Source organism: Photobacterium gaetbulicola (assembly GCF_003025515.1).
GTDB classification, from domain to species: domain Bacteria; phylum Pseudomonadota; class Gammaproteobacteria; order Enterobacterales; family Vibrionaceae; genus Photobacterium; species Photobacterium gaetbulicola.
The window spans coordinates 19,965-33,073 of the sequence record NZ_PYME01000009.1 but is presented as its reverse complement, the minus strand read 5'-3'; the positions used below and the strand labels follow the sequence as shown (position 1 = coordinate 33,073).

8 protein-coding genes are annotated in these 13,109 nt (G+C 39.2%); 5 read left to right on the top strand and 3 right to left on the bottom strand.

The features are described from left to right. Window position 1: 1 nt before the first annotated feature. Window positions 2-478, bottom strand: a complete 477-nt coding sequence (radC, locus tag C9J03_RS09695) for a RadC family protein (RefSeq protein WP_044624143.1) — start codon at window positions 476-478, stop codon at window positions 2-4. A gap of 256 nt (window positions 479-734) precedes the next feature. Here radC and dptF point away from each other — a divergent pair, with 256 nt between their 5' ends. From dptF to C9J03_RS09670, 5 genes are all read left to right on the top strand, one after another. After that, entirely contained in the window at window positions 735-2,327 is a 1,593-nt protein-coding gene (dptF, locus tag C9J03_RS09690; protein WP_044624142.1) for a DNA phosphorothioation-dependent restriction protein DptF, read from the top strand. Continuing rightward, window positions 2,328-3,671, top strand: coding sequence for a DNA phosphorothioation-dependent restriction protein DptG (gene dptG, locus C9J03_RS09685; protein WP_044624141.1), 1,344 nt, complete (start codon window positions 2,328-2,330; stop codon window positions 3,669-3,671). It begins immediately after the preceding gene. After that, window positions 3,649-8,829 carry a DNA phosphorothioation-dependent restriction protein DptH gene (gene dptH, locus C9J03_RS09680; protein ID WP_044624140.1) on the top strand — a complete coding sequence of 1,727 codons (5,181 nt, stop codon included), beginning with the start codon at window positions 3,649-3,651 and terminating at the stop codon, window positions 8,827-8,829. The genes dptG and dptH overlap by 23 nt, the downstream gene beginning before the upstream one ends. Window positions 8,830-8,941: 112 nt before the next feature. Then, window positions 8,942-9,439 carry a hypothetical protein gene (locus C9J03_RS09675; RefSeq protein ID WP_044624139.1) on the top strand — a complete coding sequence of 166 codons (498 nt, stop codon included), beginning with the start codon at window positions 8,942-8,944 and terminating at the stop codon, window positions 9,437-9,439. Further along, window positions 9,440-10,663, top strand: coding sequence for a DGQHR domain-containing protein (locus tag C9J03_RS09670; RefSeq protein WP_044624138.1), 1,224 nt, complete (start codon window positions 9,440-9,442; stop codon window positions 10,661-10,663). A gap of 85 nt (window positions 10,664-10,748) precedes the next feature. Here C9J03_RS09670 and dndE read toward each other — a convergent pair whose 3' ends face one another. Together dndE and dndD are read right to left on the bottom strand one after the other, a co-directional pair. Then, the gene (dndE, locus tag C9J03_RS09665) at window positions 10,749-11,099 is read right to left on the bottom strand and encodes a DNA sulfur modification protein DndE (protein WP_044624137.1); all 351 of its coding nucleotides are present in this window, start codon (window positions 11,097-11,099) and stop codon (window positions 10,749-10,751) included. Further along, window positions 11,099-13,108, bottom strand: a complete 2,010-nt coding sequence (dndD, locus tag C9J03_RS09660) for a DNA sulfur modification protein DndD (RefSeq protein ID WP_044624136.1) — start codon at window positions 13,106-13,108, stop codon at window positions 11,099-11,101. The genes dndE and dndD overlap by 1 nt, the downstream gene beginning before the upstream one ends. Window position 13,109 lies beyond the last annotated feature (1 nt).

The window sequence follows — 13,109 nt, the reverse complement described above, 5'->3', positions numbered from 1 at the left end:
TTCATAACCAACCTCTTTCTGCAAACGAAACACAACTTTCACCAACGACGATATGATCCAGCACTCTGATATCGATTAAAGCTAATGCGTCAGATAAACGAGTTGTGATTCGTCGGTCAGATTGCGAGGGTTCCGGTACACCAGAGGGATGATTGTGGCCAAAGATAACAGCAGCGGCATTGGCTGCTAGAGCAACTTTAACGACTTCTCTTGGGTAGATGCTTGCTGCATCTATTGTACCGGTGAATAACACCTCAAAAGTGATTAACCGGTTTTGGTTATCGAGCAACATGGCGCCGAACACTTCTTTGTCATAATGAGCCAGTTTCATTTGAAGGTATTGCTTGCTGACTTCAGGGTTCGTGAAAGATCCGTGTCGAGCATATTTAGCTGCGAGCATAGAAGCTGCAGTTTCAAGAACTTCACGTAGTTCGGTGGGTGAGCTTTGCCGGTAGTTGGAGAGAGATGATGAGTGCATAGAGCCTCCTGTAGTTGGGAGTAGGTATTCGCACTCAAGTAATATGTATTTGAAAAAAAATGGATTGCATAAAATATTTCCATTGACCATTTCCCTATAACTTTGCTGTTTGGGTTTCAGGTTTGTATATGTGTGATTTTATGTGATCAATGACGAGGTTTAGCTTATCTTGTCAACAGAAATTTTTATCTTAGATTACAGGAACATTAGTATTCTGTATTATGGATTCAATTGTCTATTATCCAGGGACGAACAGTTGAACTTTGCACAAGCCCTCAGCATATTATCTAAGTCTTCACCTTATGCAGTCAGCACAGAGCGTGAACAAACCGATCATTTATCGACTTATAAAGAATATATCTATATCAAAACGGATATAGTGACTGATTTTTATCAGGCTTTGCTTTCAGCTAAACCCCGTGAGATTATCTTTCTGTGTGGTAGTAGCGGTGATGGTAAGTCAGAGATCCTTACTCGTTATAGCAGAAAGTTTGCAGCTACACGTGATTTTCACCTTGATGCAACGCACAGCTTTGATCGAAGTCAGACTGCAATTCAGACGCTTGATGGACGTTTTACGAAAAGCAAGCAAAACGAAAAACCATTAGTCGTAGGAATTAATGTTGGTATGCTTGGCAACTATGCTGAAGAAGGTTGCGAGGAGCATAGTGACATCAAAGCATCGATCAAAGCTTTTCTTGAAAACCGCGCAGAAGATATCCCTGATAATCATACTTATTTAGACTTTGAACAATATCCGAAATTTACCCTCGGTCATGAAGGAAGCTCCTCAGATTTTGTTGAGCAGTTTCTTGCTCGCTTGACTAAACCGACACTTGAAAACCCGTTTTATGCTCTTTATTCGAACCAAGTCGAAAAGCAGGGACACACAAGGCTGACTGCAAACTTTGCGCTACTCGGACTTGCATCCGTTCAGAAAACTCTTATTTCATTGTTGCTTAAAGCGCGTTTAATCAAAGACCAATTTCTTACTGCACGTGCGTTGCTTGATTTTGTGTTCCAAAGTTTAGCCATGAAAGGTTACCTTTTTGACAATATCTTCTCTGGTGCAGACAATGAGCTACTTGATCATATTCAAAGCTTTGACCCTAGTAACCTCCATACTCGTGAAATTGATCAGTTTGTTCTTCAGTTTGACCTAGGCATAGAAGATAAAGGTTTTGCTCTGTTGAAAGAGCAAGTTAAAGAGCTTGGGGTATATGAAATAGAAAGTGCCGCCTCGTATTTGCGCTTGGCGTACTTACTTAAAGATGAAACTAAATTTGAGAATGATTACCTTAAGACTTTGAAAGTTGACTTCGAATCAACTCTGGTTGAGCAGTACGCATCTATGTGGCTTCTGCACAAAGACTTTGATGGTAAAGGAAAAGCTCGTCAAGTGATCACTCGTTTCTATAAAGATACGCTTATCTCGGCTATTCATCGTTACTGTAACCGTAATTCACCATCGTTAGCAAAAAATCAATACTTTGTTTCTGAATATAATGGCTTTAAAACCGCAGTTGAATTGGATGTTCGTGCAGATCATGCGAAAATTCGAAGCGGCGGTGTGAGTAAAGTTGGCTTGTTTAATGCGTATATTTTGGTCGATGATAAGTCAATTAACCCAATGCCAATAAGTATTAACTTGTTGGAGTTGTTAGATAAAATCAATAGAGGCTATCGTCCAAATAAGCATGACAAAAACGCAGTACTTCTTTTAGATGAAGTAATAGAACAAATTTGGTCCGTTGCAAACAAGAAAGATTCATTATTTATCATCGGGGATGAAAAACGCTATCAAGTCACCAACGAAGAAGATGAGTATTTTGAGGTAAGTGAGCTATAAATGACATTGGATAACTACAAGCAACCATTTAACCCTAATCTTCCTCAAACAGCGGATAGGGTTCCAAATAAGAATAGTTTAAACAGCTATTTGCCAATACGAACCAAAGGGAATGACTTCAAATGGAATGCTGTAATTGGCCTTGTATTGTGTGGGTTGTTACGCAAAAAAATAGAAAGTTACAGCTATGAAGAGTTCACCGGTGATTGTCGAGATGCGTTTTTAGAGAAGTTAGGAGATGAAGAGTTTTGGGATGTATTGAAGGAAATGTATTTTGACGGCAACGACATTTTCTCAGTAAGCCCAGAGCTTTTGTTGTTCCGTGCCCAAAAAGATCAACTGGATGCTGGTGACTCACGAATTGCCTCTATGTTTATCAATCTATTACGTGGATTGCGGATAAGTGAGTTTGATGAACAGTTAAACTTTATTGAACGAGAGATGCTCCAAACACTTCGGGCTAAGATGAAAGATGATTTTTCAACGCAGGCCAGCGAAGAGCCATACTTGCCGTACCTTTCGAAAGCATTTAGAGAGGATTTGAAGTTCTTAACTAGTCGTCCAAAGTACTTATTAAACGAGATAGAGTCTTTTTTATCATTTTATGGTTTTACCTATACAGCACAGCTCAGTTTAGCTCTGACAGACTGGCGCTCTGGTGAAGAACCAATAGCCAAGCCATTGTACTTCATCATGGATCATGAACGTGCAAGTAATGAGCGTATTCACGTTAAAGACCATGGCTACAAGCTATTTAGTGAGTCAGCGACACGGTTATTTCCGATGTTAACCATGCTCGAACTACTTCAGCCTCAATATGGAGAAAAGAATGCTATAAAAGTTCCTCTATGGGCTATCTCTAAAGATGTTCAAGACTCCAAGCTTGATAACCTGACAATGGAGTTAGCTAACTTTGCTAGAGCATTTAAATCTCAGCGTAACTTAAATACACCATTAGAAGAGTCTGAATCATCCCTAGACTGGCTTACCAATATAATGAAACTGGCAATGGCCCAGTTTAGTTTCGGTGAGCGTTTCAATATTAATAAAAAGTATGTTGCAGAAGTAGAGAAGACTCTTGCTTCTCATTTCATTCAAAATCGCCGCCGTGGCGGTCGTGTGCTTGTCCTTAATCAAGATTACCTCATCTTGCTGACTAACCTTGCGGTTGGTGAAAGGGATAAGCTTCGTTTCCATGAACTTATCGCTGCATTCAAATTACGCGGTATTTTTGTCGATAAGCAAACAGAGCAAGAACTAATTAAATTTTATGAGCGCATTGGTAATGTTGAGCGCATGAGTGATAGTGGAGATGCAGTTTATGTCCGTAGAACAATTCGATAACTTTCTGGCGGAACAAATTCTTTCAGGTACAGGGACCGAAATTGAAGTTGGTGGCCGTTATCAATTTCGTTGCCATGATTACAGCTTGAGATTGAGACTGTTTGATGCATTGGAAAGGTTACAATCCACTAAAACTGTGATAAATGGACATGAGTACCCAAAAATTAAAATAAACTCATGCTATGTAATTCCTCTATTGCACGCTGATGATGCAGAGAGCCAAAAAGGTGCTCATGAGCATTACCTAGCAAAATTACGGGATGAAGTCGTTGAGCAGACCGAAGGCTTAGAGGGCTGTGCACTTCTATATATACATGATAGCTCCTTAGATACCATTGTTAATTCTTCAAAAAGTTTACAAGAGCCTGGAGAAGTTTGGAGCTTGCCACAGATTAAAGATATTTTTATTGGTCTTATTGATGAGCAGGATAAAGGCAAAGATGTTTCTAAATGCCTGCTAGATGATCAGTTTAATTCGTTGGTGGAAAACGGAACGACAATATTTGGATTTGAACCATTGTACAGAGCAGTGGAGGATGGTGATCTTCGCTTCAATGAGCTCGGAATGTTTGAAGACCCGCTTGTCGCAGAGATGAGCGGAAACTCTAAACAGATTAAAAAACGTTTGGAAGAAAACCGGGCCTTGTACCAAGCGCTCTCATTTGAAGTAGAGCATTTTAGCGATCAACTTCACGATCGTTTGAAGTCGTTTGGTGAGAAATTTATAAGGGAACACTTTACTGAAACAGACGCATGGAAGGATGTAGAGTATGAGTCTTTCGTTCAAGAGAAGAAGAATAATGCTCAGCAAAGATTAATTTTAGAAGAAGAGTTAGCTTCTGAAGGCATGACAATCACAGGGCGAAATCGAGCAGAAACAAAAGCTGGTATGCGAGATCGTCATCTCATTATAGAGCTGGATGAGGGTGTCGACGAGTTTGAATTGAAAGTGATATTTCAAGGTGCAAGCAACCTAGATAAAAGAGAATTCAAAGTACAGCCACCGAAAGCGCTGAACAAGCAAGAAGTTATCAGTACTCGAAATGGTTTAAAAACAGCATCAGCTAGCTTGACGGGGCAATATCATAATGAACCTCTATTCTTCAACCTAGCTCTTAAGCGAGAGAATAAGTCTGAGGCTTACAATTTCCGTTGCTTAGTGATTCGTAAAGGTGAGTTCTATATCGAACCTTTTAAGAACATTTTTTTGGTTGAGCATTCTAAGCAACGTTTAACGCTCAATATGAAAGAGAATAAGTTACCCGTAAGGGACGAGGAAGGCGCGATTTTCACTCTTACTGATGCTCAACAAGAAGTAGATATTATTGAATACGCATTGGTGGATTTTGAAGCACTAGCAAATGAGGCTGATGAAATTAATTTTGCAGTCAAGTCTGGTGATAATCTTTTGAAGTTTAATGTGGAAGGGGCGGTTGCTACTGATTCTCTTAGCCTACCTCTGCTCCTAAATCGTAGTCGTTATCACAAGCTTTTTAAAGATGACTATAACGGTGAGCTATATTCACAGAAAGCTAAAGTCGGGATTGACAATAGTGAGTTTACTGTACCTGCTTTACGCTTAAAGCTCTTGCGTTGGGAAGAGCTATTCGTCAATGAAAAAGTAATCGCAATTTCCGATGATAGCTATCAGCCTCTCGATGACTTGCAGGCAATTGATGTTGGCATTTTTTCATCTTACCTAGAGCTATTTGATTATCTTGAGCAGCGTCGTAGTACATTGTCACTGGCATCTTGGGGGGATGAGTTAACAGAAATAGTTGCAAATGTTGTTGATACTTACCTGAACTATGTTGAGGCTATTCCTACAGGTGGTATGTTAACAAAAGAGCAGAAGTTAGCATTGCGAATTGGTATCGTGACGTCTGAGCAAGATGTTTACTATTCACCGTTTCATCCTTTGAATTTGGCCTACTATCTTCACCTTAGAAACGCTATGTGCCGTGAAGGTAGTTTTGCGCATCTTCCTGATGTCACTTTTGAGCGCCTTTCTCCAAAAGGTTTGCTACCTTACGTACATCACCCTGAGCATGAGTTTGCTTACAACCAGCAAGTAAAAGAGAATGCATTTTGGATTAAGAGTGTTCCGCAAGAGAAAAGTACCCTTTCATTTGTTCGCAAGCTAGTAAAAGAGAAGATAGATGAGTTCCAAACCGCATTTAGTCAGTTATTTACTGGTTCTGAAAAGAGTATTATTGTAAATGCAGTTAACCAAGATGAGGCTAATGAACTATTTCTTGGGCTGGTCGATTATATTCGTAGCAACCTAGAGCAATCGACTTCTATCCACATCAACCTTTATGACGAAACATTAGCGTTTAATGCATTTGATCATTTTGCAGAAACTGCAAACTATGATGACCTGAAGAAATGGCTTGAGCTAGATAAAGGCAAGGCGCGTGAAGTTGCTGACACCATTATTGACATCCTTCGAACACGGTTAACCTACAGTAAGTTCACCAATAATCAGGCGAAGAAGAACGGGCAAGCCTATTCGCACATATGCTTTTTCAGAAACGCATCGAAAGTGAAGTGTGAATCCGTATCAATTGATAGTGTTGAGAGTGGTATCGCATGTGATGGCTTCCTCCCTGGTGAAGCTGCCTATCGTGACCAAGACTCATTTATTACTGGTTTTGGCCTCAAGAATGTGGATTACTCAAACAATCAAAAGCTGAGGTTAGCAAAAGCTATTGGTACGTTAGGGCAATGCGCTAGTCAGGAAACGACCTACGAGACGAGTAAAGCATTGGCGCTATCGATTACGTCTGAGTTCAAGGATTCACTTAAGCTAGCTTATGATAGTTCTATTTGGACGACCATCATTGAGCCACGAGTAACATTGGATTTTTTCCACAGTAATGAAGATGTTGTTCTCATCCACTACTCAGATCAATACACTAGCTCTTCAAGCTATGATGCGATTACTGTAACAGCGCAGCGTAGCCTGTTTGAAAAAGTGATAGAAAAGGGAGATGGCGGTCAAATCAATGAATTTAATGCCTTTAATGGTGATTGGCTGCTCAATATGATGACATGTGAACCCAAGATCAATAAAGAGCGTAGGGGGATTATCGGGGCTTATAAGTTCGTAACCAGTTTGGTGCATGGCTCAGACGTCACTTGGGTACCCCTCTCGATCGCGGAGATGATACGAGTCTCAGGCAACGTTGGCTTGAAGATGTCGGATAGTGATTTCTCTCGTAACGCGAATGGCTATAAAAAAGGCGCAATTTCTGATGATATACTTTTGGTCGGTTTTAAAGACCAACAGATGTACTTACTTCCGGTAGAGGTGAAAACTGGTGCTACCCCTGACTATAAAAAAGCAGTGGAGCAGGCAAAGGAGTTGCTACGCTATTTAAGCGAAGACATATTGGGTGAAGATACATTAGCAAGTAAGTTAAATCGCAGCTTATTCATGCGCCAGGTACTAATGCAAGTAGATAAATACCGCTTGTACAATGTATTTTCTACGGATTATTTTGATGCATTATTGTGTGAAAAAGAAGTGTGGTTGAAAGGAGATTACACTCTAGCAAAGATTGCGGAATACCCTGATGGTTTTGTAGTTAGCCACTTAGAAGGGGCAAGTTGCCTTGCTCCTGACTATCGAATGCGCAGTGGCATTTTACAAGTAGAGTTACCTATGGCTCTGTTACCTAACTTAGTAAAAACACCGCTTCAAGAACTAATTTACAAGCTGGATATTGTTAGTATTTATCATGTTCCCACTCAGTTTGTACTACATGGTGATACTAGCTCTGCGGACTTAGCATTTGAACAATTAGACCCAGAGGAAAGTTGCGGTGAGAAGATTATAAGCGACTTAGAGCAGGGGCGTGACCTAGTAATTAAAGCTGAAAAAGAAAGTGAAAACTGCCAGCTGAAAAGTGTGGCAAATGAAGAAACAGTTTTAGAAAGTGCTAAACAAGAATCGAAAGCTACTATTGAGGGGGCAGAGCAGAGGGTAGATGCAGTTATACAACCACAGGAATCAGGTAATAACCTGAACGTATTGTTTGGCCATAATGCGCTAACTCAAGCTCCGTTAAACTGGGAGCCAACTAATACGGCCAAATTTATGAATACCAATACCGGTATTATTGGCACTATGGGAACAGGTAAAACACAATTTACGAAATCAGTAATTACTCAGTTAAATCGTAATCAAGTTGACAACGTGAGTAGCGCGCCTATTGGCATGTTGATTTTTGACTACAAGGAAGATTATGTAGACGAAAGTTTCTTGAACGAGAATAAAGCTAAACGAGTAACCTTAGACAGGCTTCCTTTTAACCCCCTTAGTCTTGTTGGAGATAAACCCAAACTGCCTGTCCATACAGCTAGTTCATTTGCGAATACGATGGCTAAAGCATTCAGGCTTGGGCCTAAGCAGCAAATGAAGTTAAAAAATCTTGTAATCGATGCGTATGAGGCCAAAGGGATCGATCGTTCAGACTCTTCAACTTGGAGCATCCCGGCACCGACTATCTCAGATGTATGGGATATCTTTTTAGCTCAAGACAAAATTGATGAAGATTTGTTATATGTTGCTTTAGATAGCCTTGTGTCTTATGAGATTTTTGAGCCTGACGCGAGTAAGGTTCAAAGTTTGTTCGATTTGCTAAACGGTGTAACGGTTGTTGAGCTGAAAGGAAATGATGAATCAGTTCAAAATCTTGTTGTGGCACTTACCTTGGATCTTTTCTATTCGCAAATGCAGAAGAAAGGTAAGCCAGAAGTACAGGGGGATTTCCGCCAAATCACCAAGATGGTTTTGGTTGATGAGGCTGATAACTTTATGTCTCAAAACTTTCCAAGCTTACGTAAGATCTTGAAGGAAGGTCGTGAGTACGGCGTTGGTGTAATTTTATCAACACAGGACATTACGCATTTCCAAACTGGTGAAAATGACTATTCAAGTTATGTGCTTACATGGGTTATCCACCGCGTTGCTAAGATCCGCCCTCAGGAGCTGAAAGCCATGTTTGGCGTAAATGAAAAAGCCGAGCAAGAGAAGCTCATGGAAACGATCAATAAATTGGATAAGCACTACAGCTTGTATATCGATGGAGCTAAGAAGATAGTCAAGATGAGAGATAGGGCTTTTTGGGAGCTAGAAAGAAACATATCTTAATTGGCATGTGCTAAAATATTCAACCTAATTATTGTTGGTGGTGCTCTCATTGAGCACTTGCCGCTTTGATATTATTTATGCTTACTAAAAAGATTAAAGTAAAAGGATGATAATGGTTAAGCGTAGGAAAAACTCTTGGAAAGGGATTGGCGAAGAGTTGGCCGCTCGATTTTGCAATGCCATGAAGAGCCCATCATTCATCGCTTACTTTTCTATTGGTATTGTGGCCATAGGAGGAATTGGAGTATGGCTTCCGTACCTTCTTGACTCCACCGGGGCAATGTTTTTTGAAAGCCAGAATGTTTTCACTTTCTCAGTTGCAATACTGGGGACTTTGTCATTGGAAGGGTTTATTTCCAAAGATAAGAGTCTTCGCTTAACTTCTCTAGGTGTAATTTTGGGCTTTGTAGCCTTTTTGTTAGGCGTGATAGGTTATGTTAACGCGCAGACCGGAGTCTCAGTATTAGTTAATATTTGTGCTGCACTAACTTTACTTATCTTTTTGTTTGCAAATGCTAACGACGAAAAATTTGATGACGAAAGTGAAGTTGAAGCTGATGCGACCGGATATAAGCAGGCAGATGCAGATTTGATTAAGGATAAAAGTTAAATGAATTTTCCTCTTAAAATACCCGCAATCAAAGTTAGCCAGCCTTTAGGTGATTTTTATGTTGTATCTTTGACTGCTGACTTCCTACTCAAGTCTTGCTATACAATTAAGGCTGAAATATTAGCTGATAGTGATGAAGAAAACTCAATAAGTTACCTTGGAAAAATGGTAAATAGTCTTGTAGGTAATCAAAGGGTAAGAACGCCAAAAAGACTTAAAGAAATAAAACGATACAGTGAAACTGTAGATGCTAGTTTTCCAAACTCTATTATACTTGGAGCTAATTATGACCCTGACGGGAATCTTATTACATCACCTAGAGAACGCTGGGATATAGAGCAAGTTGACGATAATTTTTATTATTTAGTTATCCCATCTAGTAAGAAGTTAGCATCAATTATAGATGGACAGCATAGAGTATTTGGGTTCGAGAATTCTTCTGCTAAAAATACAGAGTTACTTTGTTCTGTATATATTGATCTCCCTTTAGCTTATCACGCTAGAATATTCACAAATATTAATATAAACCAAAAGAGAGTTGATAAAAATTTAGCATATAATCTTTTTCAGTTTGACATGGAACAAGGGGAGCCAAATAGTTGGTCGCCAGAAACACTCGCAGTATATTTTGCAAGAGTATTAGCTAGTGATGAAGAGTCTCCACTCAAAGGTAAAATTAGGCTTGGTACCGTAAATAGTAGATCAGAAACAAGTATTTCAATGGCTTCTATCATCGATGGTATTTTGTCTTTGATAACTAATAATCCAAAGAATGACCGTGAAACTCTGCATACAAAGTCGATTAAAGATGGGCGTGATCGTAGTATGCTAAAAAGTATAAATACAAGCACACCATTACGAGATTATTATTTGAATCAAAAAGATAAAACACTATACAACCTTATAGTAAGTTACTTTAGTGCACTTAAAAAAACACTCTGGAAATTTGATGTATTTCAGAAAACACTAGGTATTCATGCTAGTTTCGACTTTTTAAAAATTGTTTGCCAAGAAACTAAAGTTGAATTGTTAACGGAGGAGTACTTTATAGAAATTTTTACTAAAGCTAACAAAATAGATTTTACTGATGAGTTTTTTGGTGTTCAGACAAAGTTGAGAACAAGGTTAAGAAATTCCTTAGTTATTGCATCTGGAATAGATGATATTAATAACTTGAATATTAAACCAAGCGATAAAAAACTCTATGTTGAGGTTGTGGCCTGAGGTGTTATTTTTAAAATAAATTTAGCGCTTATTGTAATTCGAGGATGAAGGAGTGACTTACAACTTACATCCTCGGTTATTTTATTTAAAGTGCTGCTGATACCGCTGATATATTTCGGTAGTTTCTAATTGCAGCAATCCCATCCTCAACATGTGCTGCCCAAGCTTGTTGATACTCTTTGGTATCAAGTGTTGGGTAGTATAATTTTAAAACTAACTCAGTAACATCACTGGTTTCACCAAGCCAAGTGAACTTATCTAGTTTTAAAGAACCGTTTAGGTTTACCTCTTGACCGTTATATCTAAAGTCACTTTCAATTGAACGGAAGAAAGCAATACGTGCAGAAATATTGGGGGTTATTCCTGTTTGCACTTTTAGTTTTTTTAGTTGGTCCTCTGTTTGCTGAGTTAAGCACATATTTCGATTAGGTAACATTACACCATCCCCTTAACTGTTTCTCTCCAGAAATACCCTTTTTTCAATGAAGATGATTTCGTGGACCCGTCAAAATGAATCTCGTAAGTACGAGCAATATCGTCTTGGATTAGGTTTGTATAATTTCTATCTATTTCTGTATCAGTTGATAGAATCACAACTTGGTGACTCGCTGTTGGGAAGTAATATTCAACGAGCTTGTCACGATGATGTGAGTCTAATCGACCTAGTGGTGTGTCAATAATGATCGGAAGTTTACGGCCTGATGTACGACCAAGTGCCTCCAAAATTGAAATTGCATAGATTTGCTTCTCTCCTGCCGACATGGCTTTACGGTTAATTTTTATACCGTGCTCATCCACCAATTCAACATCAAATGATTCAGAGTTAATTGAAGCCGTTAGCTGTAGGTCTTCTTTGCGAGCAAGCTTCCTATATGACTGTACAAATTCATTTTCTAACTGCTTTACTCGAGCCTTAGTTAACTGTTCCGCAAATTTATCTAGCAGTAATATAGAGTTTTGAGCATTGCTAATGCTCTGATTTTTATGAGATTCTTCTTTGTTTTTATCGTGTAATTTTTGAATCTTACGAGCTGTTTCTAGAGCTAGTCTTAATTCATGTTTTGCTTTCTTCAGCAAATTTTGCAACTCGATAATGAGCTTTTCTTTTTTCTTATCTAGTTTACGTACGTCAGCAAAGAGTTCTTGTACTAGCTCTTTTTCAGGCGCTCGTGCAATGTTGTTTGAAGCGTTATCAAGCTCTTCTTCCACTCTTTGAAGACGTAGTCGTGCCCCGTCGAAGCGTGAATATGATTCTTGAGACAGAGAAGATAGCTGATAATCAATAGTATTAGCCTGGCGATCAGATATATCTAAAACAAGCTCTGCGGTATCAAATTGACCTACATGCGCTTTAAAGCTATCAGTAATGGCATTTTGTGCCATTTCTGTGTCAAAGCTTGGGTACTTTGAGCGTAGTGTTTTTAAAAATGAATCTAACTCATTTCCAAAGCTTTGCTTTTTCTTTATTTCTTTCTCTTGCTTAATTTGTTCCTGAAGGCGCTGCATTGTTTTAGGGGCGAGCGAGAATGGAAGACTTGTCTCCATTTCCATACGGATTTGCTTTTCAAGCTCTACTTTTTCTCTAAGTAAGCTATCTACTTTCCGCTGCTCGTCTTCTCGAGTTTTAGCCCAAGCACCGCCATTTTGCGACAATTTGTTTTCTAGATTAAGAATGTCGCGAGAAACTAATTCAATTTGAGCATCAACAATATCTGCTTCCCCTCGAAGTTTCTCTGCCTTTCGCTCATGGTCGATGCGTTGTTCATCCAGAGTATTCATCTCTTCTTTCAGCGATTGGGTTAAAGCACCAGAGCCTTGTTTTTTTAAAAAGATGTTTAGGTCGTTCTTAAGCTTAGCGATGACATCTAACCCTAATAAACGACGGACAGCGGTTTTTAAGACGGTACCAGATTCGTCTTCTGCAAGCTCTGCAATCTTTTCACCGTCAAAGAAGAATAAATCTGCGATGCCTGTGGGGATCAGCTCATTCAGGAAACCTTGACACTGTTCGTAGTTGAGCTCAGGGATTTGGGTATCATCTTTTTCTAGGAATAGGTTGTCTTTTTTGCCACGCTTCCAACTACGAATAACTTTATAAGTGTTCTCTTCACCGTTTTGGCTGTACTTAAATTCAAGTTCAATTGATGCGTTATCTTGAACACCACCAAAGCCGACTCCTTTGTGTATTAGCTCTGATAACGCTTCAATGTATTCAACGTTTGAAAGTACTTGGCTAAATGATTGGCGTCCAAATAGAGCTAAGCGTACAGCGGTTAAGATTGAAGTTTTTCCGGCCCCATTTAAACCACCGAATAAAACAATTGGTCGTTCAGTACCTTCAATTGGACCACTTTTACTTAAACGTGCAGGTGCGGGGCGTAAATCAATTTCATGTACACCACGAAACACGCGAAAGTTGTTTAATGTTAGTTTTGTTATCAACATT

Coding starts and splice junctions, on each gene's coding strand:
- dptH (WP_044624140.1), top strand. CDS start 3,649: ATGTCCGTAGAACAATTCGATAACTTTCTGGCGGAACAAATTCTTTCA.
- radC (WP_044624143.1), bottom strand. CDS start 478: ATGCACTCATCATCTCTCTCCAACTACCGGCAAAGCTCACCCACCGAA.
- dndD (WP_044624136.1), bottom strand. CDS start 13,108: ATGTTGATAACAAAACTAACATTAAACAACTTTCGCGTGTTTCGTGGT.
- dptG (WP_044624141.1), top strand. CDS start 2,328: ATGACATTGGATAACTACAAGCAACCATTTAACCCTAATCTTCCTCAA.
- C9J03_RS09675 (WP_044624139.1), top strand. CDS start 8,942: ATGGTTAAGCGTAGGAAAAACTCTTGGAAAGGGATTGGCGAAGAGTTG.
- dndE (WP_044624137.1), bottom strand. CDS start 11,099: ATGTTACCTAATCGAAATATGTGCTTAACTCAGCAAACAGAGGACCAA.
- C9J03_RS09670 (WP_044624138.1), top strand. CDS start 9,440: ATGAATTTTCCTCTTAAAATACCCGCAATCAAAGTTAGCCAGCCTTTA.